Annotated in this window: 20 protein-coding genes; 12 read left to right on the forward strand and 8 right to left on the reverse strand. The window is 71.1% G+C overall.

The window, feature by feature from the left end; all coding sequences use genetic code 11:
• Window positions 1–84: 84 nt before the first annotated feature.
• Window positions 85–1122: a zinc-dependent alcohol dehydrogenase gene (locus IF29_RS0112155; RefSeq protein WP_030253289.1), complete on the forward strand. Its 1038-nt coding sequence runs from the start codon at window positions 85–87 to the stop codon at window positions 1120–1122.
• 32 nt (window positions 1123–1154) lie between these two features.
• Here IF29_RS0112155 and IF29_RS0112160 read toward each other — a convergent pair whose 3' ends face one another.
• The gene (locus tag IF29_RS0112160) at window positions 1155–1607 is read right to left on the reverse strand and encodes a MarR family winged helix-turn-helix transcriptional regulator (RefSeq protein ID WP_030253291.1); all 453 of its coding nucleotides are present in this window, start codon (window positions 1605–1607) and stop codon (window positions 1155–1157) included.
• Between the two features lie 215 nt (window positions 1608–1822).
• On the opposite strand from IF29_RS0112160, the gene IF29_RS0112165 reads away from it, so the two are divergent.
• Both IF29_RS0112165 and IF29_RS0112170 read left to right on the forward strand, forming a co-directional pair.
• Window positions 1823–4147: an MMPL family transporter gene (locus IF29_RS0112165; RefSeq protein WP_084713977.1), complete on the forward strand. Its 2325-nt coding sequence runs from the start codon at window positions 1823–1825 to the stop codon at window positions 4145–4147.
• 63 nt (window positions 4148–4210) lie between these two features.
• Entirely contained in the window at window positions 4211–5059 is an 849-nt protein-coding gene (locus tag IF29_RS0112170) for a DMT family protein (protein WP_157623697.1), read from the forward strand.
• A gap of 32 nt (window positions 5060–5091) precedes the next feature.
• Here the strand turns inward: IF29_RS0112170 and IF29_RS0112175 are convergent, their stop codons facing one another.
• The 3 genes from IF29_RS0112175 to IF29_RS0112190 all read right to left on the reverse strand — a co-directional run bounded on the left by IF29_RS0112175 (window position 5092) and on the right by IF29_RS0112190 (window position 7140).
• Complete coding sequence (locus tag IF29_RS0112175) at window positions 5092–5742, reverse strand: class I SAM-dependent methyltransferase (RefSeq protein ID WP_030253297.1); 651 nt, start codon at window positions 5740–5742, stop codon at window positions 5092–5094.
• 88 nt (window positions 5743–5830) lie between these two features.
• Complete coding sequence (locus tag IF29_RS0112180) at window positions 5831–6364, reverse strand: AAA family ATPase (RefSeq protein WP_030253299.1); 534 nt, start codon at window positions 6362–6364, stop codon at window positions 5831–5833.
• Window positions 6365–6621: 257 nt separating this feature from the next.
• Window positions 6622–7140 carry a DUF4188 domain-containing protein gene (locus IF29_RS0112190; RefSeq protein ID WP_030253301.1) on the reverse strand — a complete coding sequence of 173 codons (519 nt, stop codon included), beginning with the start codon at window positions 7138–7140 and terminating at the stop codon, window positions 6622–6624.
• 102 nt (window positions 7141–7242) lie between these two features.
• Between IF29_RS0112190 and IF29_RS0112195 the strand changes: the two genes are divergently transcribed.
• Together IF29_RS0112195 and IF29_RS0112200 are read left to right on the forward strand one after the other, a co-directional pair.
• A complete protein-coding gene (locus tag IF29_RS0112195) occupies window positions 7243–7905 on the forward strand; it encodes a MerR family transcriptional regulator (RefSeq protein ID WP_030253303.1) in 663 nt (220 codons plus the stop codon).
• Window positions 7906–8056: 151 nt separating this feature from the next.
• The gene (locus IF29_RS0112200; protein WP_030253305.1) at window positions 8057–8977 is read left to right on the forward strand and encodes an SGNH/GDSL hydrolase family protein; all 921 of its coding nucleotides are present in this window, start codon (window positions 8057–8059) and stop codon (window positions 8975–8977) included.
• Between the two features lie 151 nt (window positions 8978–9128).
• On the opposite strand, the gene IF29_RS0112205 is transcribed toward IF29_RS0112200, so the two are convergent.
• Window positions 9129–10946: a tannase/feruloyl esterase family alpha/beta hydrolase gene (locus tag IF29_RS0112205; protein WP_084713983.1), complete on the reverse strand. Its 1818-nt coding sequence runs from the start codon at window positions 10944–10946 to the stop codon at window positions 9129–9131.
• 200 nt (window positions 10947–11146) lie between these two features.
• Window positions 11147–12757 (reverse strand): MFS transporter, encoded by a 1611-nt coding sequence (locus tag IF29_RS0112210; RefSeq protein WP_232242116.1) that lies wholly within the window; start codon window positions 12755–12757, stop codon window positions 11147–11149.
• Between the two features lie 202 nt (window positions 12758–12959).
• Between IF29_RS0112210 and IF29_RS0112215 the strand changes: the two genes are divergently transcribed.
• The 5 genes from IF29_RS0112215 to IF29_RS0112235 are packed head-to-tail and all read left to right on the forward strand — an operon-like array spanning window position 12960 to window position 17340.
• Entirely contained in the window at window positions 12960–13721 is a 762-nt protein-coding gene (locus tag IF29_RS0112215) for a PIG-L deacetylase family protein (RefSeq protein ID WP_051725210.1), read from the forward strand.
• Window positions 13718–14449: a 4-carboxy-4-hydroxy-2-oxoadipate aldolase/oxaloacetate decarboxylase gene (locus IF29_RS0112220; protein ID WP_030253312.1), complete on the forward strand. Its 732-nt coding sequence runs from the start codon at window positions 13718–13720 to the stop codon at window positions 14447–14449. Before IF29_RS0112215 ends, IF29_RS0112220 begins: the two co-directional genes overlap by 4 nt.
• A gap of 47 nt (window positions 14450–14496) precedes the next feature.
• Window positions 14497–15597: a 4-oxalomesaconate tautomerase gene (locus IF29_RS0112225; RefSeq protein WP_030253314.1), complete on the forward strand. Its 1101-nt coding sequence runs from the start codon at window positions 14497–14499 to the stop codon at window positions 15595–15597.
• Window positions 15598–15630: 33 nt separating this feature from the next.
• Entirely contained in the window at window positions 15631–16593 is a 963-nt protein-coding gene (locus IF29_RS0112230) for a catechol 2,3-dioxygenase (protein WP_030253316.1), read from the forward strand.
• Between the two features lie 54 nt (window positions 16594–16647).
• Window positions 16648–17340, forward strand: a complete 693-nt coding sequence (locus tag IF29_RS0112235) for a GntR family transcriptional regulator (RefSeq protein ID WP_030253318.1) — start codon at window positions 16648–16650, stop codon at window positions 17338–17340.
• 49 nt (window positions 17341–17389) lie between these two features.
• Here the strand turns inward: IF29_RS0112235 and IF29_RS0112240 are convergent, their stop codons facing one another.
• The gene (locus IF29_RS0112240) at window positions 17390–18166 is read right to left on the reverse strand and encodes an SDR family NAD(P)-dependent oxidoreductase (protein ID WP_232242117.1); all 777 of its coding nucleotides are present in this window, start codon (window positions 18164–18166) and stop codon (window positions 17390–17392) included.
• The gene (locus IF29_RS0112245) at window positions 18163–18927 is read right to left on the reverse strand and encodes an SDR family oxidoreductase (protein WP_030253322.1); all 765 of its coding nucleotides are present in this window, start codon (window positions 18925–18927) and stop codon (window positions 18163–18165) included. The genes IF29_RS0112240 and IF29_RS0112245 overlap by 4 nt, the downstream gene beginning before the upstream one ends.
• A 78-nt stretch (window positions 18928–19005) precedes the next feature.
• Here IF29_RS0112245 and IF29_RS0112250 point away from each other — a divergent pair, with 78 nt between their 5' ends.
• Entirely contained in the window at window positions 19006–20418 is a 1413-nt protein-coding gene (locus IF29_RS0112250) for a class I adenylate-forming enzyme family protein (RefSeq protein WP_232242118.1), read from the forward strand.
• A complete protein-coding gene (locus IF29_RS0112255) occupies window positions 20411–21550 on the forward strand; it encodes a thiolase family protein (protein WP_030253325.1) in 1140 nt (379 codons plus the stop codon). Before IF29_RS0112250 ends, IF29_RS0112255 begins: the two co-directional genes overlap by 8 nt.
• The last annotated feature ends 27 nt before the right edge of the window (window positions 21551–21577 follow it).

Raw genomic sequence — 21577 nt, forward strand, 5'->3', positions numbered from 1 at the left:
TGCACGACGCCGAAGCCGCTTCGTCGGGTGAGACTGGTCCGTACCCGGAAACGGATCCCAGCAGTCCAGAAGGAGAGTCAGCGCATGCCGACAATGAAGTCCGTTCAGACCGCCGCAGCCGGCGCCGTCGAGGTCGTCGAGATCGAGCGGCCCGTGCCCGGCCCGGCGGACGCGCTGGTGCGGATCCGCGCCTGCGGGATCTGCGGCACCGATGTCTTCTTCCTGCATATGGGCGGCATGCCGACGGGTCAGGACGGCGAGATGCGGTCGCTGCACCTGGGGCACGAGCCGGCCGGCGAGGTGGTCGAGGTGGGTGCCGAGGTCACCGGGCTGGCGGTGGGCGACCGGGTGGTGGTCAACCCGCAGGGCGCCCCCAGCGGGATCATCGGCTGCGGCGGCGCGCTGGGCGGCATGAGCGAGTACCTGCTGATCGAGAACGCCGTGGTCGGCGAGAGCGTCGCGGTGTTCCCGGACACGCTGCCCTTCGACGTGGCCGCGCTCAACGAGCCGATGGCGGTGGCCCGCCACTGCGTCAACCGCTCCGAGGCGCTGCCCACCGACAAGGTCGTGGTGTTCGGGGCCGGGCCGATCGGTCTCGGCGCCACCATCTGGCTGAAGCTGCGCGGTGTCGCCCAGGTGACCGTCGTCGACGTGATCCCCGACCGGCTGAAGACGGCGCTCGCGGTGGGAGCGGACGCCGTCATCGACTCCTCCCAGGAGGACGTCACAGCACGGCTGACCGAGCTGCACGGCCAGAGCGCCAACGCGCTGGGCCAGCCCCGCCCGGGCACCGACGTCTACATCGACGCGGCCGGCGCCGCCGCCGTCTTCAACACCGTGCTGGCCTCGGCCAAGTGGAAGGCGAAGCTGGTCATGGTCGCCGTCCAGAAGAAGTCCGACGACATCGACCTCGGCGGGATGCTCAGGAGCGAGCTGACCCTGATCGCCTCCCAGGGCTACCCCACCGAGATCTTCGAGGTCACCGCGGAGATCGTGGCGCACCAGGACCGCTTCGCGCAGCTGATCAGCCACCGCGTGCCCTTCGCCGAGGTCGAGGAGGCCTTCCGGCTCACCATGACGCCGGGGGCGGCGGAGAAGGTGGTGGTGACCTTCGAGGACTGATCCGGCTCGTTGCCGTCACCGAGCCGACCGCGTCAGGGCCGGGGCCAGACCCGGCCGTCCAGGCGTTCGATGTCCGTGTTGAACCGCTTCAGGAAGGCGGCGAACTCGGCCACGTCAGCGGCTGACCAGCCTTCAAGGACCTTCTCCAGGCCGCTCACGAGTTCGGTGCGCGCCAGTTCCAGCCGCAGTGCGCCCTCCTCGGTGACCTTGAACTTGCGGGCGATGCCCCCGTCCGCGTCCGGGATCCGCTCCACCAGGCCGTTGCGCAGCATCGCCGCGGTCTGCCGGTTGAGCGTGGAGGCGTCCAGGCCGAAGGCCTCACTCAGTTGGCCGATGCTCATCGGGCCCTCCATGTGGAGGCGGCTGAGCAGGATGTAGGCGCTGCGGTCCAGGTTGGCACTGGTGGTCTTGGACCGGTTGCTCATGTGGACGTGCCGTCCCATCAGCATCGTCTCGTACTCGACCAGGTCCGTGGGCTTTTCCATGGCCGCCAGTATGCATGTCCCCGAGGGTCCGCCGAGCCGGTCGGCGGACCCTCGCTGCCGTATGTCGCACTTCCGCACACCTGCGGACGCACCGCATCGACCCGCCGCCGTACTGCATTCAAACCACGCCCAACAGTCGGCAGCCGCACGACGACGACGGGGGTGCTCCCCCGGAAGCCTTGACGGGTATCCGAGAGAGATGTGGAGACCCTGTCATGGCGTCCTTCCTGTACCTACTGGGCCGGCTGGCCTTCCGCTGGCGCTGGTGCGTCGCACTGCTCTGGGTGGCCGTTCTCGGCGCTGTCGGCGCCGGTGCGGCCCTGGCGCCGGCCGCACCCGACAGCAGCTTCTCCATGCCCGGAACCGAGTCCCAGAAGGCCTTCGACCTGCTGGCGCAGCGCTACCCGGGAACGACGGCTGACGGTGCGTCGGCCATGGTCGTCTTCGTCGCCCCGTCCGGGCAGAAGGTCACCGCGAGCGCCAACAAGGCGGCGGTCGAGAAGGCCGTGGCCGAGGTGGCCGGCGGCCCGCAGGTCGCCACCGCGGTGAACCCCTTCCAGGCCAAGGCGGTGAGCAAGGACGGCACCACGGCGTACTCGACCGTGTCCTACCAGGCGGTCGCCAAGAACCTCACCGACAGCACCAAGAACACCCTGACCGACGCCGCCCAGCAGGCCCGCGATGCCGGGCTGACGGTGGAGATCGGCGGCACCGCACTGGCCACGCAGCCCGCCGCGGGCGGTGCCAGCGAGGGGATCGGCATCATGGTCGCGGCCGTGGTGCTGCTGGTCACCTTCGGCTCGGTCGCGGCCGCCGGGCTGCCGCTGCTGACCGCGATCGTGAGCGTGGGCGTCGGCGTCGCCGCGATCACCGCCCTGGGCAGCACGCTGGGTCTGGCCAGCACGACCACCACCCTGGCCATGATGCTGGGCCTGGCCGTCGGCATCGACTACGCCGTCCTGATCATCTCCCGCTACCGCGAGGAGCGCGGCAACGGCCACACCCCGCAGGAGGCGACGGCCCGGGCGGTCGGTACCGCCGGATCGTCGGTGGTCTTCGCCGGGCTGACGGTCGTCATCGGCCTGGCCGGACTGTCGGTGGTCGGTGTGCCGACGCTGACCAAGATGGGCCTGGCCGCCGCCGGTACGGTGATCATCGCGGTGCTGGTCGCGCTGACGCTGGTCCCGGCGCTGCTGGGATTCTGGCAGCGTGCGGTCCAGCCGCGCGCCGTTCGCAAGGCCGAGCGCAAGGCCAAGCGCCGGGGCGTGCCCGCGGCGCACAGCGGAACGAACCCCGCCAAGCAGCGCAACGGCGGCGCCCGCTGGGGCGCGTTCGTGCTGCGCCGGCCGCTGCCGGTGCTGCTGCTGGCGGTCGTCGGCCTGGGCGTGATCGCCGTGCCGGTGACCCAGCTGCACCTGGGCACCTCCGGGGACGAGGCCAAGCCGACCTCGACCACCGAACGCCGCGCCTACGACGACCTGGCCAAGGCCTTCGGGGCCGGCTTCAACGGCCCGCTGACCATCGTCGTCGACGCCAAGGGCGCCGCCGACCCCAAGGCCGCCGTCACCGGCATCACCCAGAAGATCAGCGCCACCGACGGCGTCGTCTCCGTCTCGGCGGCGCGGTTCAACAAGGCCGGTGACACCGCGGTCTTCTCCGCCGTCCCGGCCACCGCCCCCAACGACACCAGGACCACCAACCTGGTGCACACCCTGCGCGACGAACGCTCCTCGATCACCACGGGCACCGGCGCGACCTACCAGGTCACCGGAACCACCGCCATCAACATCGACAGCGCCCAGAAGGTCCAGGGCGCGCTGATCCCCTACCTCGGCATCGTGGTGGGCCTGGCCTTCCTGCTGCTGATGATCGTCTTCCGGTCCGTACTGGTACCGCTCAAGGCCGCGCTCGGCTTCCTGCTCTCGGTGCTGGCCGCGCTCGGCTCCGTGGTCGCGGTCTTCCAGTGGGGCTGGCTGGCCGAGCTGCTGGGGGTCCATCAGACCGGGCCGATCATGAGCCTGATGCCGATCTTCATGGTGGGCATCGTCTTCGGACTGGCCATGGACTACGAGGTCTTCCTGGTCTCCCGGATGCGCGAGGCCTACGTCCACGGCGCACAGCCCAAGGACGCGGTGGTCGCCGGGCTGCGCACCAGCACCCGGGTGGTGGTCGCCGCCGCACTGATCATGATCGCGGTGTTCTCGGGCTTCATCGGCGCCGACGAAGCCATGATCAAGATGATCGGGTTCGGCCTGGCCATCGCCGTCCTGTTCGACGCCTTCGTGGTCCGGCTGGCCATCGTCCCCGCGGCCTTCGCGCTGCTCGGGCAGAAGGCCTGGTGGATCCCGCGCTGGCTGGACCGGATGCTGCCCAAGGTGGACATCGAGGGCGAGGGCCTGACCCGCCGCGCCGCCGCAGCGGAGCACCGCGACGCCTCCGAGGACGGGAAGGGCCGTGAGGACGGGGAGGGCTGGGAGGACGGGGAGGGCTGGGAGGACGGGGAGCGCGCGGACCACGGGAGTCCGGCGCGCATCCACTAGCAACAACACCGTCAGGTCCACACCCGTCGCGAGAGGAGAGCCACAGTGAATACCCTGATTGCTGTGGCACTGTCACTCGCCTCGGTTGTCGCCTATGCCGCCGCGGCGGCGGTGCAGCACCGCATCGCCGTCGCGCCGGCCCGCCCCGGACCGTTCTCCCTGCTGACCCGGGGAGCCTGGTGGCTGGCCGTCACCCTGAACGCACTGGGGGCCGCCGTCCACGTGGCCGCCCTGGTGTACGGCCCGCTGACCCTGGTCGAACCCCTGGGCGCACTGACCCTGGTCGCCGCCCTCCCGCTGGGCGCCCGCACCGCCGGTCGGCCGGTCGGCCGCGCCGAGTGGCGGGGTGCCGCCCTCACCGTGGTCGGCTGCGCCGCGCTGCTGCCGGTCACCGCCGGCGCCTCGGTACCGGGCAGCGGCCCGGACGCAGCCGGTGCAACGGCCGTGGCGGCCGCGGCCTGCTTCTTCGTCCCGGTCGCTCTGGCGCTGCGCAGCGGTCGGCCACGCATGCTGGGCCTGGCGATCGCCTCAGGGGTCACCTCGGGGACCGCGTCGGCGCTCGCCCAGACCCTGGTGCACGCGGACGACCTGTTCTCCCCCGGATCGATGCTGACCACCCTGCTCACCCTGGTCCTGGCGGTCGCCGGCCTGCTCCTGGCCCAGGCCGCCTACACGGGCGGCCTGGGCGCTCCGCTCGCCGTGCTCACCCTCGCCGATCCCGTCGCCGCGGCGGCCATCGGTCTCACCCTCCTCGGCGAACGCCTGCACGGCGGCCCGCTCATCGCGGCCCTTGCCGCCGTCGGCGCCGCACTGGCCTCCTACGGGGTCGTCCTGCTCACCCGCGCCGGCACCCGTACCGGGATCACCAATCCGGCCGGGGCCAACGGCCTGGCCGTACTGCGGTCCCCGTAAGCGCGCGGCTGCGGCAGCGCCACGTGGTCGGGTCACGCGTTCTTGGCCGCCAGCAGTTGCAGCTCCTGGAACTGCCGTTTGTCGGTGGGCTTCGGCCGGCACAGCACCCGGGCGACCTCGCTCACGCCGACGTCGTACAGCAGCCCCGCCAGGTGGTCGGGCGACCAGCGATAGGCCGTCACCACCGAGTGGTCGAAGGACTGGGTGGGGATCGCGGCGTCGTCGGTGGCGTAGCAGCTGATCAACAGGTGGCCGCCGACGGCGAGAACCCGGGCGAGCTCCGCGACCACGGCCGGGAGGTCCTGCGGCGGGGTGTGGATGATCGAGAACCGCGAGATCACCCCGCCCAGCGCGCCGTCCGCGATGTCGAGCGCTGCCATGGAGCCCACCTCGAACCGCAGTTCCGGGTTGGCCTCCTGAGCCAGCCCGATCATCGCGGGCGACGCGTCCACACCGAAGGCACGCAGCCCCAACCGCCGCAGATGGGCGGTGACGTGCCCGGGTCCGCAGCCCAGATCCGCGACTTCGCCGTCACCACTGGCGCGCACCGACTCGGCGAACGCTGCAAGCAGCGCACGCTCCAGCGGCCGGTCGTGCAGGGTGTCGGTGAACAGCTGTGCGTAACGCCTTGCGACGGCATCGTAGGCGTCACGGGTAGCGGGGAGGGAGTCCAGTTCGACCATTCCGGGAAATGTAGCGGGTGCCACTGACACCGCCGGCGCGCCCGGCGAACTTGTCCCGAAAATCGGGACAGGTTCAGACACCCACCTGTCAGACGACCGCGGTCTGACCGGATGCCATAGCTGCGAGGACCTGGTCCACAGTCTGGGCCACCGTCAACTCGCTGCTGTCCAGCCACAGTCCGCGGCGGGGAGTCTGTTCGCGCAGGACAGCGTCCATCGCCTCGACGGTCCACCCGCCCCCGTAGGCGCTCTTCGCCCGCGCCGCCTCCCGCACCGCGACCACCTCCGCCCTCGGCGCGAGCACCACCACGTGCAGCGGCCGGGTGCGCACCAGACCGAGGAAGACGTCGAGCTTCTCACCCACCGCCACGTCCTGGACCACCACGGTCCACCCCTCCGCCGCGTACAGGTCCGCGGTGGCGGCGGCGGCCCGGTACCGCAGGGTGAGCTGCCGCCCCGCCTCCTCGCCCGCCCCCGGCCGAGCCACCACGCGCCCGTTCACCACCATCCGACGGAAGGCGTCCCCACGCAGGTGCACACTGCGCGGCAGCCGCTCCGCCAGCGCCTGCGCGACAGTCGACTTCCCCGAGGCCATCACCCCGGTCACCAGAATCACCGTCATCTCTTCGGCACCCCGTGGCCGAAGAGCCGCGACGACCCGATGCTCAGCGAGACCATCGGCCCGCCACACCGCTCGCCCTGGTCGTGCTGCAACCCCATGCTCGCCCCCACCCCGAAGAGATCCACCAGCGCAGCTTCCGCAGCGTACCCCCCAACTGCCCAACCACTTCGGCAGTTCCGCCCCCAATGCAGCGCCTCGCTTCGCTGCACCGCCATCGGGGGAGGAGCCGAGGCTCCTCCCCCGATCCCCCGTTCCCCCTAGCCGGCCTGTTCGGCCGTCTTCGTCGGCCGGTGCGCGAAGCGGTCCTTCGCGCGCCGGCCGCGCTGCTCCAGTGGGACCTGTCCGTGGGCCGCCGCCAGGCCGAAGGCCGGCATGTCGAAGTAGATCGACTCGTAGGACCCCTCGGGGACGACGTAGGTCTCGTGCCACAGTCCGACGTGCCCGCGTACCTTGTCCGCGTGTTCCTTGCGGTTGATGATCCCCCAGGCCCGGTGGTGGAACATGTCCGGCGAGGTCGCGTAGGCGTAGAGCTGCTCCTTGGACTCCCAGTACTGCACCACGTAGTACGTTCGCGGCGAGGCGGTCAGCAGCACCCGCCCCAGCAGTCCCCGGCCGCTGTCCCGGGCGAGCTCGCTGAGCATGCGCAGCATCGCCAGCATGACCGGCAGCCACTGGTGCACCGCCCAGAAGTGGTTCACCCGCATCCCGATCAGCAGGACCACCACATCACCCTCGGTGTCCGCGGTCGTGCGACCGCGGGTCGGTTTGGCGAACACGGCGATCCCCCTCTCGGATAGCGGCACTATCCTCCTGTGCAGTGGTTAGATAGTGACACTTTCCAATGGAAGGCGCAAGAGGCTCCAGGAAGGGCGCGCGAGATGCGGTTGGCGGAGTTGAGCGAGCGCAGCGGGGTGTCCGCCGCAACGATCAAGTACTACCTGCGGGAAGGGCTGCTGCCGCCGGGCCGGCAGGTCAACGCCAGGACGTCGGAGTACGACGAGGAGCACCTGCGCCGGCTGAGGCTGGTACGGGCGATGATCCATATCGGTCGGATCCCGGTGGCGACGGTCCGCGAGGTGCTGGGGCACGTGGACGACGACTCCCTGGGCCACACGATCCGGCTCGGCGCCGCCCTGTGGGCGCTGCCGCAGGTGCCGGAACCGGACGGAGGGGAGGAGGACGAGCACCTCCGCGGCGTCCGAGAGGAGGTGGACTCGGTTCTGGAGCAGCTCGGCTGGACCAACGCCCTGGCGCTGCGCACCATCTCCCCGTCCTACCGCTCGCTGGTGGTGGCACTGGCCGCGTTCCGACGGCTCGGCTACGGCGAGGGGGTCGAGCTGCTGACGCAGTACGCCGAGACGATGCACCGGTGGGCGGTCCTGGACCTCGACTTCATGGAGACCCACGCGTCGGAGGTGGAGCAGGTCGAGGTCGCGGTGCTGGGAGCCGTCCTGTTCGAACCGGCGTTGCTGGCGCTGCACCGGCTCGCGCAGGAGGAGGAGACCACACGGCGGTTCGGCTGGGCCGGGGGTGCGTCCTAGCCCGGAGGCCGTACTCAGTCCGCCCTGCGCCCGCGGCCCGGCGGTACTGCGGTCTCAGTAGCCGACGGCCAGCAGCCGCACGACGACGGCACCGGGCCTGCTCGGACAGCATTCAAAGGTGTCCGAGACAGACTCCGAAAGCAGGTCGCAGATGAGGAACCACCTGAGGACCGGGGCGGTGGCCGTGCTGGCCTGCGGTGTGCTGGTGGCCGCGGTCGGCCTGACCCAGCACGGCCACGACGGCGGTACTGCCCCGGTGGGACCCTATGTCGCGCTCGGCGACTCCTACACCGCCGGCCCCGACATCCCGGACCAGAACGGGACGCCGCTGGGCTGCGACCGCTCCAGCCAGAACTACCCGGCGCTGGTCGCCGCGGCGTTGAAGCTGCAGCCGGCCCAGATCACCGACCGCTCCTGCAGCGGCGCCACCACCGCGGACCTCAGCGGGCAGCAGTCCACCGGGGACGGCACCAATCCGGCCCAGTTCTCCGCGCTCACCTCCGACACCCGGCTGGTGACCCTGGGCATCGGCGGCAACGACATCGGGTTCAGCTCGTTGATCACCCGTTGCGTGGAGACCGGCGTGCTCTACTACGCGATCAGGCTCGGGGTGAACACCGGCGACGACGCCCCCTGCCGCACCCAGTACGTCACCGGCGGAACCGACAAGGTGCAGCAGAAGATCGACGCCGCCGCGGCGCGGGTGTCCGCCGCGCTGGACGAGATCAAGAAGCGCTCGCCCAAGGCCCGGGTGTACGTGGTCGGCTACCCGGCGATCCTTCCGGACGGAGACACCGACTGCTCCCGGGCGATGGGGCTGGCGCCCGGTGACGTCAGCTATCTGCGGGAGAAGGAGCAGGACCTCAACACCATGCTCCAGCGCGAGGCGAAGGCCGCCGGCGCGGGGTACGTGGACACCTACAAGCCATCGGTGGGGCACGATGCCTGCTCGGCGGCGTCCAGCCGCTGGATCGAGCCGCTGGTGCCGGCTTCGCCGGCGGCGGCGGTGCATCCCAATGCGGCGGGGGAACGGGGGATGGCTGACGCCGTCCTGAGCAGTGTTGAGGGGTGAGTCGTCGGGTGGCTGACGGTTGTTCGGCTGCGGGCCGTAGTTGGCTTGTCGCGCGCGCTGTTAAATCAGCACAGCCCCGCGCCCCTGAGGTGAGTGCAACTGGGCCGGTGAGGGCTAGTTGCGCGTCGGGGGCGCGGGGAGGCTTGCTAGATCAGTGCTTGGCTGCCGGGCGGGTGACCCATTGGCCGTTGATCCAGCTGCTGACCGTCTCGTAGCCGGGGTGGAACGAGCCGAGCCAGGTCACCTGGAGGTTCTTCTCCGCGGCGGAGACCTTCGGGGTGTAGCTGCTCGCCTCGGTGACCGGGCCGCCGGTGGTGTCGACGGCGATGTTCGGGTAGGCGTAGATCGGCAGGCTGGCCGTGGTGGCGCCGGTGGGGTCGAGCGTCGAGGCCAGCAGGCTGGACGGGGCCTGGTCCGCGGTGACCCAGGAGGTGATCGCCGTCAGCGCGTCGAAGCTGGACGGCCCCTGGCCGCCGCCGCAGTGGGCGACACCCGGCAGCAGGAACAGCCGGGCGAAGTCGGCGGTGGCGGTTGCGCCGCCCATGTACTTCTGCACCGCCTGGTAGTAGGAGATGGTGCCGACCGGGTTGATCGCCGGGTCGGCGTAGCCGGCCCACAGGATCAGCTTGCCGCCGGCCGCCTTGAAGGCCGTCAGGTCCGGGTCGGTGGCGTCGAGTTCACCGTCGTTGGCCTTGGTCACCTTGGTGAACTCGGCCGCGGTGAACTTGACGTCCATGTAGGACGCGGTGCCGTCGAAGGTGCCGGTCGGGGAGACCAGGCTCTGCCAGGCACCGGTGCCGATCCCGGCGTCGGTGGTGGTGGCCTCCACGGTCCCGCTCCTGGGGACGATCCAGCCGGACCAGTTGAGCTCGGACCCGCGGGTCTCGTAGCCGGGGTAGAGCAGCTTGCCGTCGGCGTCCCGCACCCCGTTGTAGAGCTTGTTCACCGTGGTGACCTGAGCCGGCGTCAGGCAGTAGTCGGCGGCGGTTGAGGTCTGGCCGGCCTTGCAGGCGATGCTGCTCGGCTGCCAGGTGCAGGCCAGCGGGTCGGCCAGGTAGCCGGTCGCGGTGCCGCCGCAGGCCGCCAGCACCGCGTTGTGCAGCGGGGTGAGGTCGGCGTTGGTCAGCACGGCGCTGACGCCGTCGGCGGCGGTGTTGGCCTGGGCGTTCCAGGCCTCCTCGAAGGCGTTCAACTCGGTCTGAATGGAGGCGGGCGAACCGGCGATGATGCCGTTGAAGTCGGTCGGGTAGCGCTGGGCCTCGATCAGCGCCTCACGGCCGCCGTCCGAGCAGCCGTCGAAGTAGGACTGCGCCGGGGCACTGCCGTAGAAGCCCTTGATGATCGCCTTGGAGACCAGGGCGAGCTGGTGCTCGGAGGTGTAGCCGAACACCGCCTTCAACTCCGGGTCCTGGAAGGCGGGGGCGGTGAAGCCGCCGCCCTCGTGGCCCTCGTCGTCCGCGGCCACGGCGAAGTTGCCGGCCGTCGACTGGGCGCAACCGACCGCGGCGGTGGGCGTGTTGACGTTCACGTTGCCGCAGTAGCCGCCGCAGCCCTCCTGCAGGTACTCCCCCGCGTAGGTGCTGGTGGGCAGGTAGAGGGTGAAGTGCGTCTCCGGGGCGATGATGCCCTGCACCTCGCAGGCGGCCCAGCTGCCCACCGGGTTGGACGCGGCCGCGACCGAAGTCGCTGAGGTGATCGAGGTGTTGGCGCCGGAGAGGGCCAGCAGGTTGATGCTGCCGGCGACGCTCGCACAGCTGAGGACCGGCTGGACGGTCGCGGTGGTGGTCGCGCTCGCCGCGGTCGCGGTGGTGGCGGTGGCGGCCTGCGCGCTGCCCTGTCCGCCGGAGGCCGACAGGCTCAGGCCGATGGCGAGGACGAAGGCCAGGACGGATGTGGAGATCGTCCACCGGCTTCTGCGCCGGAGGCTCCTTCGTTCGAGGCCCCAACGTTCCAAGAAATGCGGCGACATGGTGCGACTCCTGATCGGCAGGTGGGTGGGGAGCAGCTGAGGGTGTGCCGTGTGCAGACCAGAACGTATCTTGGCGCTTATATTGGCGCAACAGTCTTCGCATAAATTGTTGACGATTTGGACGACAAAAAACGGGTGCCCGGATCGCTGAAAGTGCGACCCGGACACCCGGAAGGAGGGAAGGAAAAGAAGGGGGAAGGTCAGGCTGCGGCGGATTCCGCCGATTCCGCCTCGATCATCGCGATCTCCGCCTCCTGCTCCTTCTTGCCGCCCAGCAGGGCGACCGTCACCACGCAGCAGACCAGAGCGGCGATGGCGCAGATCAGGAAGCCGAGCGAGTAGCCGCTGTCCAGGGCCTTGACCGCGAGCGGGGCGGCCTTGCTGAACGGGACGTCGGCGGGGACCGAGTTGGTCGCGACCGCGCCGGCGCCCTCGGCCGCAGCCCTGACCGCGGAGAGCGAGGAGTCCCCCGCCAGCGCGGCGTTGAAGTTGGTCGCCGCCTTGCTCAGGGCGACGGCGCCGATCAGGGCCGGGCCCATGGCGAAGCCGAAGTCGCGCACCATGCTGGTGGTGGCGGCGGCCATGCCGGCCAGCTTGCTCGGCACCGTGTTGACCACGGTCGCGGTGACCGAGGACACCGCGAAGGAGAAGCCGACGCCGACCAGCCCCATCGGCAGGATGATCGACGGAAGCGAGGTCTCGGTGATCGGCAGCTGGGAGGCCAGCAGCTGTCCGACGGCCATCAGCAGGAATCCGCCGCCGAGGATCCAGCGCGGCTGGTAGCGGGCCATCATGAAGGAGGTCAGCGGCAGCAGGAAGATGGTCAGACCGCTCAGCAGGATGAAGGCGAATGCGCAGCGCATGGCGCTCTGGTGCTGGATGACCTCCATCCGGATGCTGATGGAATAGGCGGTGCCGAGGAAGGAGAACATTCCCAGCACCGTCACCGCGGCCGCCAGCGAGAATGCCCGGTTGCGGAACAGGTCCATGCGCAGCAGCGGATTCTCGACCCGGGTCTCGATCACCACGAAGGCGACCAGCAGCACCGCGGCGGCGATGAAGCAGCCGATGACCGTGGCGCTGCCCCAGCCGGCGGTCGGTCCCTCGATCACCGCGTAGAGCAGGGCGAACAGTCCCAGGCCGACCGCGGTCTGGCCGGGGACGTCCAGCGAACGGCCTTCCGGGGAGCGCGAGTCGGTGGTGAAGAACCAGCAGAACACGGCCACCGCGGCGGAGAGCGCCGAGATGATCCAGAACGCGGTGCGCCAGCTGCCGTAGGTGGCGGTGAGGCCGCCGAGCATCGGGGCGATGAAGTTGCCGGTGGAGAGCAGCGCCGCCCACAGCGCGATCATGCGGGCCCGGCCGGCGTGGGTGTGGCTGCCGGAGGCGATGATCGCCAGGGTGGTCGGGAACAGCGCCGCCGAGCCGAGGCCGGCGATGAACTGTCCGACGTACATCTGCGCGACGCCGGTGGAGGAGCCGGAGATGATCTCGCCGATGAACAGCAGTACGGCGCCGCCGACCAGCAGCTTCTTGCGGCCGAACAGGTCGCCGAGGACGCCGAAGGTGAGCTCCAGTGCGGCGATCGGGAGCAGGGTGCAGTCGGAGATCCAGTCGAGCTGGGACGCTCCGGTGGGATGCAGGACGGTCTGGAAGGTCCCGTTGAGAGTGGCCGGTACGGCCAGACCTATCTGGGCCAGACAGACCGCCAACCCGACGGCGACGATGGTGGCCGTGTTGAGCGTGGTGTGCGAGACCGAACGGCGCGTTTCGGTGCTCGAGGCCCCCGACGCGGAGAGCGGGATGGACAAGATGACCCCTTAGTTCATGGAGAACTTCGTTGTTTTCTCAGGTGGGGCGGTGCGGGGCGGTGCGGTAACGGCGACGCGTTCCGGCGACTGTAGACCGCGGCCGATAGTGGCGCAAGAGTTGCGACAGAAATTGTTGACAATGTTGTTGCCATCTCTTAGCGTAACCGTCAGTCGCACAGGAGTTGGCACGCGGAGAGGCACTATGAAGACAACGAGCACCACCACCGGCGCCCAGTCGGCCACGGGACCGCTGCTGGTGATCAGCGCCCACGCGGGCGACTTCGTCTGGCGGGCCGGCGGGGCCATCGCGCTGACCGCAGCCGCCGGGGAGCGCGCCAAGGTGGTGTGCCTCAGCTACGGCGAGCGCGGCGAGTCCGCCCGCGCCTGGCGCGAGGGCAAGAACCTGGACGAGATCAAGGCCGAGCGCCGCGCCGAGGCCGAGCAGGCCGCGCAGGCGCTGGGCGCCGAGATCGAGTTCCTCGACGCCGGCGACTACCCGCTGCTGGAGACCCAGGAGCTGACGGACCGTCTGGTGCACGTCTACCGCGAGTTCGAGCCCGCCGTGGTGCTCACCCACACCCTGGCCGACCCCTACAACGGCGACCACCCCGCCGCGGCGCGGATGGCGATCCAGGCCAGGATCCTGGCCCAGGCGATCGGCTACGACGCCCCCGGGGAACCGCTCGGAGCACCGCCGGTCTTCCACTTCGAACCGCACCAGCCGGAGCAGTGCGACTTCAAGCCCGACACCCTGCTGGACATCACCCCGGTCTTCGACCGCAAGCGCAAGGCCATGGAGTGCCTGCCCGCCCAACAGCACATGTGGGACTACTACACCGACCTGGCCAAGCGCCGCGGCGTGCAGCTCAAGCGCAACGCCGGCCCCAACCTCGGCCTGCCGCACACCTGCATGGCCGAGGCCTTCGTCCGGCTCTACCCGCAGACCACCGGAGTCCTCGCATGAGCATCCCCACGAACCTCCCCAGGAACGTCGTGGTCACCGACCCGCCGCGGGCCGACGCCGAGCAGGTGGACGCGCTGGCCGAGTACGGCGTGGCCACCGTGCACGAGGCGATGGGCCGCACCGGCTACCTCGGCCCCGGGCTGCGCCCGGTGCACCTCGGCTCCCGCATCGCCGGGACCGCGGTGACGGTGCTGTCCTGGCCCGGCGACAACCTGATGATCCATGTCGCGGTCGAGCAGTGCCGCCCCGGCGACGTCCTGGTGGTCACCACCACCTCGCCGTCCACCGACGGCATGTTCGGCGACCTGTTCGCCACCGCGCTGCAGCACCGGGGCGTGCGCGGCCTGGTCATCAACGCCGGGGTGCGCGACGTCGCCGACCTGCACGCCATGGGCTTCCCGGTGTGGTCCGCCGCGGTCAGCGCCCAGGGCACGGTCAAGGCCACCCCCGGCTCGGTCAACGTACCGGTGACCATCGGCGGGCAGACCGTCCGGCCCGGCGACGTGGTCGTCGCCGACGACGACGGCGTCCTGGTCGTCCCCCGGCTGGACGCGGCAGCGGCCGTGGTCGCGGCCAGGGCCCGCACCGACAAGGAGGACGCCACCCGCGCCGCCTTCCGCGAGGGCCAGCTCGGCCTGGACCGCTACGGGCTGCGCGAGCAGGTCAAGGCCCTGGGCATCGAGTACCTCAGCGCCGACGAGTACGCCCGCCTCAGCGGCGACTCCTGACTCCTGCCCCCTGCTCCTGAGACCCCTGAGACCCCTAAGGCGGCGTCATGCCTCCCAGCTCGACCGGCCTGCCGTGCATGCTGATGCGTGGCGGCACCTCCAAGGGCGCCTACTTCCTGGCCGAGGACCTGCCGGCCGACCCGCAGCAGCGCGACGGGCTGCTGCTGCGGGTCATGGGCACCCCCGACCCGCGCCAGATCGACGGCATCGGCGGGGCCCACCCGCTCACCAGCAAGGTCGCGGTGGTCTCCCGCTCGGCCGACCCCGACGCCGACGTCGACTACCTGTTCCTGCAGGTCGGAGTGGAGGCGCCGACCGTCTCGGACCGGCAGAACTGCGGAAACCTGCTGGCCGGCGTCGGGCCCTTCGCGGTCGAGCGCGGCCTGGTCGCCGCGGCCGACGGGCACACCCGGGTGCGGATCCGGATGGTCAACTCCGGCTCGCTGGCCACCGCCACCTTCCCCACCCCCGGCGGCACCGTCGACTACGACGGCACCACCGCCATCAGCGGGGTCCCCGGCACCGCGGCCGCCGTCCTGCTGGACTTCGCCGACACCGAGGGCTCGGCCGGCCACGGCCTGCTGCCCACCGGCAGGCTCCGCGACCAGATCGACGGCATCGAGGTCACCTGCATCGACAACGGCATGCCGGTGGTCGTCGCGGCCGCCCGCGACCTGGGCGTCACCGGCTACGAGACGCCCGCAGAACTCGCCGCCGACACCGAGCTCGTCGAACGGATCCAGTCGCTGCGCCTCAAAGCGGGCCAGCTGATGGGTCTGGGCGACGTCACCGACGCCCCCGTCCCGAAGACCACCCTGGTCGCGCCGCCCAGGGACGGGGGTACGGTGAGCACCCGAACCTTCATACCGCTGCGCCCGCACGCCTCCATCGGCGTGCTCGGCGCCGTCACCGTGGCCACCGCGGTGCTGCTGGAGGGAGCCGTCGGGCACGACCTGGCCCGGCTGCCCGACCCCGGCACCGCCCTGGGCATCGAGCATCCCACCGGCCGGCTGGACGTCGAGGTCGAGCTCGAACTGGACCTCGAACCGGACACTGGAATCGCTCCGCCCCGGGTGCGCCGCTCCAGTCTGGTGCGCACCGCGCGCAAGCTGTTCGACGGCACCGTCTTTCCCCGCCCGCTCCCGTAGAGCCCAGCAGCCCCCAGTAAGAAGGCCCCCACCATGGCACCCAAGCACGAGATCGCCCACCTCGCCCACGCCGAGCTGCTCACCCCCGAGCCCGAGAAGAGCCTGGACTTCTTCACCCGGGTGATGGGCCTGACCGAGAACGGCTCCGACGGCGACTCGGTCTACCTGCGCACCTGGGACGACTACGAGCACCACTCGCTGAAGCTGACGGCCCATCACACCTCCGGCATCCGCCGCACGGGTCTGCGGGCCGGCAGCCAGGAGGCGCTGGAGCGCCGGGTGAAGGCCATCGACGAGGCGGGCCTGGGCATCGGCTGGCAGGACGGCGACCCGGGCCTGGGCCCGACCTACCTGTTCCGCGACCCGGACGGCCACGAGTTCGAGCTCTACTGGGAGAGCGAGTGGTACCAGGCCCCGCCGGAGCTGGCCCCGGCGCTGAAGAACCAGCCACAGGCCTACCCGGGCCGCGGGGTCTGCGTGCGCCGCCTGGACCACATCAACTACCTGGCCGCCGAGGTCGAGTCCTCCTCCGAGTTCGTCCGCGACGTGCTGGGCGCCCACACCACCGAGCAGATCCTGCTGGACAACGGCAACATCGGCGGACGCTGGCTGACCTTCACCAACAAGTCCTACGACCTGGTCTACACCCGGGACTGGACCGGGAGCCGGGGCCGGCTGCACCACCTCGCCTTCGCCACCGACACCCGCGAGGACATCCTGCGGGCCGCCGACATCTTCCTGGAGAACGGCGTCCACATCGAGACCGGCCCGCACAAGCACGCCATCCAGCAGACCTTCTTCCTGTACGTCTACGAGCCCGGCGGCAACCGGATCGAGCTGTGCAACCCGCTGACCCGGCTGGTGCTGGCGCCGGACTGGAAGACGATCACCTGGACCGAGGCCGAACGCGCCAAGGGCCAGGCCTGGGGACTGAAGACGATCGAGTCCTTCCACACCCACGGCACCCCGCCGGTTCCGTCGCCTGAACAGGGCTGACACCGGCTAACATGGACGAACAATATTGTCGCCAATGTGTGTGGGGTGTGGGGCATGGGTGCAACCGCTGAGAAGGCCGAACCGACCGAACCGCTCCGGCTGAACGCGGCCGACGCGATCCGGGAGGCCATCATCAGCGGGGACTTCGGTCCCAACCAGCGGCTAGTGGAGGCCGAGCTGTCGCAGCAGTTCGACACCAGCCGGGCCGCGGTGCGCAACGCGCTGGTACAGCTGGCCACCGAGGGCCTGGTCGAGCGGATCCAGAACCGCGGCGCCCGGGTCCGCGCGGTCTCCCTGGACGAGGCCATCGAGATCACCGAGGTCCGCATGGTCCTGGAGGGCCTGTGCGCGGCCAAGGCGGCCGAGCACGCCACCGAGGCCGACCGGGAGCGGCTGCGGGAGATCGGCTCGCTGATGCAGGCGGCCGTGGCCACCGGCGACGTGCTCGGCTACTCCGACCTCAACCGGCAGCTGCACGCCCGGATCCTGTCCGTCAGCGGCCAGACCACGGCCTGCGCCGTGCTGGAACGCCTGCACGGGCAGAACGTCCGGCACCAGTTCAAGCTGGCCATGCACCCCGGGCGGCCCAATGTCTCGCTGCCGCAGCACCTGGCCGTGATCGAGGCGGTGTGCTCGGGCGACGCCGAGGCCGCGGAGGCCGCCATGCGTACCCATCTGCGCAGCGTCATCGAGACCCTGCCCGAGGTGGACAAGGACCGCACCCGCAGGGCCCCTGCCGGAGCCTGAACCCTTTGCGGGGTTGGGGCCTGACGGTCTGTCAAGCCCCAACACCGCTTCACCGACGGATCGACTCCGAGCGCTGGACGGTGCCGGTGATGCCGCTCGCGTCCTGCCTCGCCAGCAGGACCGCGGCAGCGGCCATCGCTTCAGGTGGTTCCACCGCCTCCGGCGGGATCTCCCGGCCGGCGCCGCTCGCGGCCCAGCCCTCGGTGAGCACCACCCGGGACGGGGCCAGGCAGTTGACCGCGATGTTGTCGGGCCTCAGATCGACCGCGAGCCCCAGGTAGAGCCGCTCGACGGCCGCCTTGGAGACCCAGTAGGCGTTGGCGCCCCGGTCGGTCATGCCCACCCCGCCGGTGGTCACCGCCACCAGCGAGCCGCCGCCGCGCGCCCTGAGGTGCGGGATTACCGCCCGGGTCACCAGGAACACCCCGGTCAGGTTGACGTCCAGGCACAGCTGCCAGCGCTTGAGCGGTGTGGACTCGACCGGGCCGAGCCAGAGCACCCCGGCGTTGGCGATCAGGACGTCGATCCCGCCGAACTCCTTGACCGTGCCGGCCACGGCCGCCTCGACCGACTCCTCGGCGGTGACGTCGCAGGGGACCGCCAGAGCGCGGCCGCCCGCGTCCGTGATCCGTTGGGCGACCGCGTGGATGGTGCCGGGTACCCGCCCCTCCTGCTCGGAGCGGGCGGCGACGGCGACCGAGGCCCCCGCCTCCGCGAGGGCCAGCGCGACCGTGCGGCCGATGCCGCGGCTGGCCCCGGCGACGAAGGCGACCTTGCCCGCCAGCGGCTTACCCTCCGGCGGCTTCCCCTGCACCGGGCCGGTCACTTGGGCGGGAACCTGAGGCCGCCGTCGAGGCGGACGACCTCGCCGTTGAGGTAGCCGTTCTCGCAGATGTGCTGGACCAGGGCCGCGTACTCGGGCGACTGTCCCATCCGCTTGGGGTGCGGCACCTGGGGACCCCAGTAGGCCTCCAACTGGTCGCCGGCCTTGCCGTAGGCCGGGGTCAGGAAGGTGCCCGGGGCGATGGTGACCACCCGGATGCCGAGCGGGGAGAGGTCGCGGGCGGCCACCAGGGTCATGCTCACCACCCCGCCCTTGGCCGCGGCGTAGGGGAGTTGGCCGATCTGGCCCTCGTAGGCGGCGATCGAGGCGGTGTTGACGATCACGCCCCGGTCGCCGCCCTCGGCCGGCTCCTGCTTGGCGATGGCGGCCGCGGCCAGCCGCAGCACATTGAAGACGCCGGTGAGGTAGACCTCGATGGTGGTACGGAAGCCCGCGAGGTCCAGGGGTTCGCCGGTCTTGCCGACCAGCCGTCCGCCGCTGGCCGGTCCGCCGTGGGCGTCCACCGAGATCCGCAGCGGTCCCTGCGCCGCCGCCTCCTCCATCGCCGCCCTGACGTCCTCCTCGGAGGTGGCGTCGGTGCGCACGTAGCGCACGCCCAGCTCCTGCTCCAGCACCTTGCCCTTCTCATCGGCGAGGTCGGCGACGACCACCTTGGCCCCCGCCGCGTGCAGGCGACGGACGGTGGCTTCGCCCAGGCCTCCCGCGCCGCCGACCACGACCGCGGAACTCCCACTGATCTGCATGAAGGCTTCCCTCTCTTGCGAACAGTACTCTTGAAGTAGGAGAATAGCATTCTCATGAATATCACCATGGTCCTTGAGATGGCGGCTTCGGCAGGCGATCGGACGGCGGTGACGGCAGGCGGCCGTTCACTGACCGCCGCGGAACTGCTGCGGCTCGCCCATGCCGCCGCCCACCGGTTCCGGCACTACAGAGCCGTGCTCTACCTGGGTGCCAACCACGCCGCCTACCCGGTCGCCCTGTTCGGCGCGGCGGTGGCCGGCGTCCCCTTCGTCCCGCTCAACTACCGGCTCGGGGACGTGCAGTTGATCAGCCTGCTGTCCCGCCACCCCGGCGCCCTGGTGCTGCGTCCGGCGGATCTGGACGCCCTGCTCGACGCACCCGAGCCGGCCTCGCCGGACCCGGTGGACCCAACGCCGGAGGATGACGATCCCATTGCCGTCCTGCTCTACACCAGCGGGACCACCGCGGCTCCCAAGGCCGCCGTGCTGCGCCACCGGCACCTGCTCGCCTATGTGCTCAACACCCAGGAGTTCCAGTCCTCCGGCGAGGAGGACGCCGCGCTGGTGGCGGTGCCGCCCTACCATGTCGCCGGGCTGATGAACCTGATGACCAACCTCTACTCCGGCCGCCGGGTGGTCTACCTCGACGCCTTCGACCCGGAGGCCTGGCTGCGGACGGTCCGTCAGGAGCGGGTCAGCCATGCCATGGTGGTGCCGACCATGCTCGCCCGCATCGTCGCCCAGGTCCAGGGGGAGGACGCCGACACCCCCACGCTGCGCAGCCTGGCCTACGGCGGCGCCCGGGCCCCGCTGCCCGTCGTGGAGCAGGCCCTGCGCAAGTTCCCCGACACGGGTTTCGCCAACGCCTACGGACTGACCGAGACCGCCTCCTCGATCGCGGTGCTCGGCCCCGAGGACCACCGCGAGGCCCTGGCCTCCGACGACCCCGCGGTACGGGACCGGCTCGGATCGGTCGGCCGGGCGCTACCGGGCATCGAGATCCAGATCCGCACCGAGGACGACCGGCCGGCCGAGGACGGGACCACCGGACTGGTCTTCGTCCGCGGCGACCAGATCTCCGGCGAGTACGGCGGACGCAGCGTCCTGGACCCGGAGGGCTGGTTCGCCACCCGGGACCGCGGCCGGCTGGACGCCGACGGCTACCTCTTCATCGAGGGGCGGGCCGACGACACCATCATCCGCGGCGGGGAGAACATCGCCCCCGCCGAGATCGAGGACGTCCTGCTCTCCTTCCCCGGGATCACCGAGGCGGCGGTGCTCGGCGTGCCGGACCCCGAGTGGGGACAGCGGATCGTCGCCGTCCTGGTCGGCACCGGGGACGCGGAGGAGATCCGACAGTGGGTCAGGGACCGGCTGCGGTCCTCCAGGACGCCCGACGCCGTCGTCTTCCGCCCCGAACTGCCCAAGACCGACACCGGAAAACTGCTGCGCCGCACCCTACTGGCCGAACTGGAGACCACCCATGCCTGAAGCAGTGCTCGTGTCCGCCCTGCGCACCCCCGTCGGCACCTCCTTCAAGGGAACCCTGCGCGACACCAACGCCTTCGACCTGGGCCACCACATCGTCAGCGCCGCGGCGGAGGGCCTGGACCCGGCCCTGATCGACGACGTGATCCTGGCCGAGGGCCTGTACGGCGGCGGGGTCATCGCCCGGCACGCTGCGCTGACCGCCGGCCTGACCGCCGTCCCCGGACTGGCCCACAACCGGCACTGCGCCGCGAGCCTGGCCTCGGTCCAGAGCGCGGCCGCGAGCATCCGGGCGGGCATGGACCGGCTGGTCATCGCCGGCGGCGTGAACTCCTCCTCCACCGGGCCCCGTTCCCGGATCAAGGTGGACGGGGAACTGGTCGACTGGAACCCGCCCACCCACCCGGACCGTCCCGACGCCCCCAACCTGGACATGTCGATCACCGTGGGCTGGAACACCGCGGTGCGGGCCGGGATCACCCGCGCCGAGATGGACGCCTGGGCGCTGCGCTCGCACCGCAACGCCGTGCGCTCCATCGACGCGGGCCACTTCAAGGAGGAGATCGTTCCGATCGAGACCGCACACGGGCTGTTCTCGGTCGACGAGCACCCGCGCCGGGAGACCAGCGCCGAGAAGCTGGCCGCGCTGAAGCCGCTGCACCCGGAGATCGAGGGCTTCAGCATCACCGCCGGCAACGCCGCCGGCGTCAACGACGGCGCCGCCGCTCTGGTGGTGGCCAGCGACCAGTTGGGGCTGCCCTCGCTGGCCACGGTCCGGGCCTGGGCCTCGGTCGGCGTGGACCCCGCCGAGACCGGTCTGGCCTCGGTCCCGGCGATCAACAAGGCGCTGGCCCGAGCGGGTCTGTCGGCCTCTGACGTCGACCTGTTCGAGATCAACGAGGCCTTCGCGGTGGTGCCGGTGGCGGCCTGCCGGCTGCTGGACATCGACCCGGAGCTGGTGAACGTCAACGGCAGCGGCTGCTCGCTGGGCCACCCGATCGCCGCCACGGGGGCGCGGATGCTGGTCACCCTGGTGCACGAGCTGCGGCGGCGCGGGGGTGGCGTGGGGGTTGCGGCGATGTGCGCGGGCGGGGGGATGGGCTCGGCAACGGTGGTGGAGGTCCCGGCGCCGTGACTTGACGGTTCGTTCTTGACTGCGGCC

The organism is Streptacidiphilus jeojiense (assembly GCF_000719095.1).
GTDB lineage: Bacteria > Actinomycetota > Actinomycetes > Streptomycetales > Streptomycetaceae > Streptacidiphilus > Streptacidiphilus jeojiensis.

Coding starts and splice junctions, on each gene's coding strand:
- IF29_RS0112155 (WP_030253289.1), top strand. CDS start 85: ATGCCGACAATGAAGTCCGTTCAGACCGCCGCAGCCGGCGCCGTCGAG.
- IF29_RS0112160 (WP_030253291.1), bottom strand. CDS start 1,607: ATGGAAAAGCCCACGGACCTGGTCGAGTACGAGACGATGCTGATGGGA.
- IF29_RS0112165 (WP_084713977.1), top strand. CDS start 1,823: ATGGCGTCCTTCCTGTACCTACTGGGCCGGCTGGCCTTCCGCTGGCGC.
- IF29_RS0112175 (WP_030253297.1), bottom strand. CDS start 5,742: ATGGTCGAACTGGACTCCCTCCCCGCTACCCGTGACGCCTACGATGCC.
- IF29_RS0112180 (WP_030253299.1), bottom strand. CDS start 6,364: ATGACGGTGATTCTGGTGACCGGGGTGATGGCCTCGGGGAAGTCGACT.
- IF29_RS0112195 (WP_030253303.1), top strand. CDS start 7,243: ATGCGGTTGGCGGAGTTGAGCGAGCGCAGCGGGGTGTCCGCCGCAACG.
- IF29_RS0112200 (WP_030253305.1), top strand. CDS start 8,057: ATGAGGAACCACCTGAGGACCGGGGCGGTGGCCGTGCTGGCCTGCGGT.
- IF29_RS0112205 (WP_084713983.1), bottom strand. CDS start 10,946: ATGTCGCCGCATTTCTTGGAACGTTGGGGCCTCGAACGAAGGAGCCTC.
- IF29_RS0112215 (WP_051725210.1), top strand. CDS start 12,960: ATGAAGACAACGAGCACCACCACCGGCGCCCAGTCGGCCACGGGACCG.
- IF29_RS0112220 (WP_030253312.1), top strand. CDS start 13,718: ATGAGCATCCCCACGAACCTCCCCAGGAACGTCGTGGTCACCGACCCG.
- IF29_RS0112225 (WP_030253314.1), top strand. CDS start 14,497: ATGCCTCCCAGCTCGACCGGCCTGCCGTGCATGCTGATGCGTGGCGGC.
- IF29_RS0112230 (WP_030253316.1), top strand. CDS start 15,631: ATGGCACCCAAGCACGAGATCGCCCACCTCGCCCACGCCGAGCTGCTC.
- IF29_RS0112235 (WP_030253318.1), top strand. CDS start 16,648: ATGGGTGCAACCGCTGAGAAGGCCGAACCGACCGAACCGCTCCGGCTG.
- IF29_RS0112245 (WP_030253322.1), bottom strand. CDS start 18,927: ATGCAGATCAGTGGGAGTTCCGCGGTCGTGGTCGGCGGCGCGGGAGGC.
- IF29_RS0112250 (WP_232242118.1), top strand. CDS start 19,006: ATGGCGGCTTCGGCAGGCGATCGGACGGCGGTGACGGCAGGCGGCCGT.
- IF29_RS0112255 (WP_030253325.1), top strand. CDS start 20,411: ATGCCTGAAGCAGTGCTCGTGTCCGCCCTGCGCACCCCCGTCGGCACC.